This is a genomic window from Pseudoalteromonas holothuriae (genome assembly GCF_945859825.1).
Lineage (GTDB): Bacteria > Pseudomonadota > Gammaproteobacteria > Enterobacterales > Alteromonadaceae > Pseudoalteromonas > Pseudoalteromonas holothuriae.
On sequence record NZ_CAMAPC010000052.1, the window covers coordinates 1 to 2,607 of the forward strand.

Annotated in this window: 1 protein-coding gene; it reads right to left on the reverse strand. The window is 46.1% G+C overall.

What is annotated here, in order from left to right:
- A partial coding sequence (locus tag OCI93_RS20730; RefSeq protein WP_261627234.1) for a beta-ketoacyl synthase N-terminal-like domain-containing protein occupies positions 1-2,607 on the reverse strand: 2,607 nt, incomplete at both ends.

Genomic DNA, 2,607 nt, shown 5'->3' on the forward strand with positions numbered 1-2,607 from the left:
TGTGGCACCCTGTTGTTTACCCGGTTCGCCCTGCGAGCCTTGACGCGACACACTTGAGTCTATATCTACCCAACAACGTTGCTGTGCAAATGGGTAGGTCGGTAAGCTGATACGTCGTGGCATTACCTCACCATACAATAAATGCCAATCCAAATTAAAACCACCCGCCCACAACTGCGCCAATTTATAGTTCTTACCTAACGATAGCCAATTGGCAACTATATCCTTAAACTCACTGTCACTATTGAATAAACTATTCTGCTGTCTACTCTTCTTTTCATTCCCCACAAAAACACTGTCAATATGCTGCTCTGCTGCGATACTGCGCGTTAACTTGTCTTTGAGTTCATTCAAGTTAGAAACCGTAGTAGCCCAACGAACAGCCATCGCATCACGACCCACTTGCAATGTATAAGCAAGATCGCGTAACGAAACGCCCGCGAGGTTAATATAATCCAATAAGCCACGTTGCTGACGCAGCAACGCATCCTGCGTCTTTGCTGATAAAACAACTATCACAGAGCCTTGTTGAGACTCTAAAGCCACAGGTTCAGCTCGATATTCTTCTAGCAAAACATGAGCATTTACCCCGCCGAAGCCAAAAGAACTCACCCCTGCTCGACGTGGTAATTCCTCTCCCTGTACTGATTTCAAGGCATGCCATGGCTGTGTCTTGTGTAGAAGATAAAACGGGCTTTGTGCTAGTTTAATATGTGGATTAAGTGGCTCACTGTGTAAACTGGCTGCCAAAGTCTTATGTTTAAATTGCAGTAAAGTTTTGATCACCCCAGCTGCGCCTGATGCAACTTCAAGGTGTCCAATATTGCTCTTGACCGACCCCAAAGCACAGTATGCTTCTTGGTAATCCTGCTGGCGCTCAGCGGTTATATTGGCGTCGTCATATAAATGTTTAAACGCCGTTTTTAGACCATTCACTTCAACCGGGTCTCCCAGCTCAGTTCCTGTACCGTGTGCTTCTATATAACTCACTGTACGAGGGTCAACCCCCGCTTTACGCATCGCAGCTTCTAGTAACTGTGCCTGTGCTTTGGGATTTGGTGCTGTCAGAGAGTTTGCTCGGCCACCATGATTAACCGCGGTGCCACGGATCACACCATAGATATGATCTCCATCTTGCTCAGCCTCTGTCAAAGACTTAAGCAGCAACATACCTACCCCTTCACCACGTACATAGCCATTAGCATTTTGTCCAAATGACTTGCATCGACCATCTGGTGAGAGCATACCCGCCTTATCAAACGCTATGTGAGTCATCGCTGATAATAATGTATTGATACCGCCAGCAAGCGCCATCTTACTCAGTCCCATCTCGATAACACCAACAGCACGATGGATTGCCACTAAAGCACTCGAGCACGCCGTTTCGATAGGTTCACTTGAACCATGAATATTAAGTAAGTAGCTGATCCTGTTTGGTCCAACTGAGGTGACTAGACCTGTCGATGTATATCCCTCAATCTTGCCGCCTGACATTGCCAATAAATCTGAATAACCTGAGTTACCTGTACCTACAAATATCGAAGTATCTGATCCAGCTAAACTTTGCGGCGCATAACCGGCATCTTCTAAAGCTTTCCATGTGTAAGTCATCAACAGACGTTGCTGTGGGTCCATCAACTGAGCTTCTCGAGGAGAAATGCCGAAGAACAATGCATCAAACTCCTCAACTCCCTCCATAAATCCGCCCCATTTCACATTAGTCAGATTTTTTTCAGCGAGTGCTTGCCAATTCCAGCGCTCAGCGGGGATCTCACTGATGCAATCCTTGGCATCACGGATATTTTCCCAAAATTCAGTTAGATTTCTGGCACCAGGAAACCGGCCACTCATACCTATAACCGCCACTGACGGCGATTTTACTGGTTCAGTATCAAAGCCTTGTAGCCAGTCGATGCGCGTAACCACATCTTCATGCAATGACATATCCTGATTATTTTCAGGTGATTGATGCTCATTTACATCCTCTGTTGGTGCATTATTTAAATCGCCCAGATCTGCAAAACGTTCGGAGAATTCAACACCATACTCTTGTGCCAAATAAGCTGAAAAACTTGCAATAGTAGGATATTCAAAAAACACTGTTGGCGACAGTTCAATCGAGCCAGTGCGATTAAGCTCTGCACCAAACTCAGTCAAACTGATTGAATCAAAACCAAACTCTGAAAACTCACTTTCTACGTCAACCTCTTGCTCAGGCATTTTTAATAACCTGGCCACTTCGTTGCTCATCCATTTACGGATCCGTTCTTCCAATGCGCCTGACGCAATAGTCGATTCAACAGGGCGCGAGAGTTTTTGCACCCGTTTTTGGAGGTTTCCTTTGATCTGTTTGTCACCGAATGCACGTGCGCTGAAACCAATCAACTGTACACACACCTGTCCACCTTCGTCACACAAAGTAATATTCAGTTTCTTCAGTTGCTCACTGCTACCCTGCGCTTGCTCTACCAGTACCCACACCTGCTGTGGACACCTCTTGTAAACCGTCACTTGCTCTAGTGCAAAAGGCACCTGTGCTCCACCATCTTGACCCGCTGCAAGTGATAAACCTATGCTCGCTTGCAACGCTGAGTCTAACAACGACGG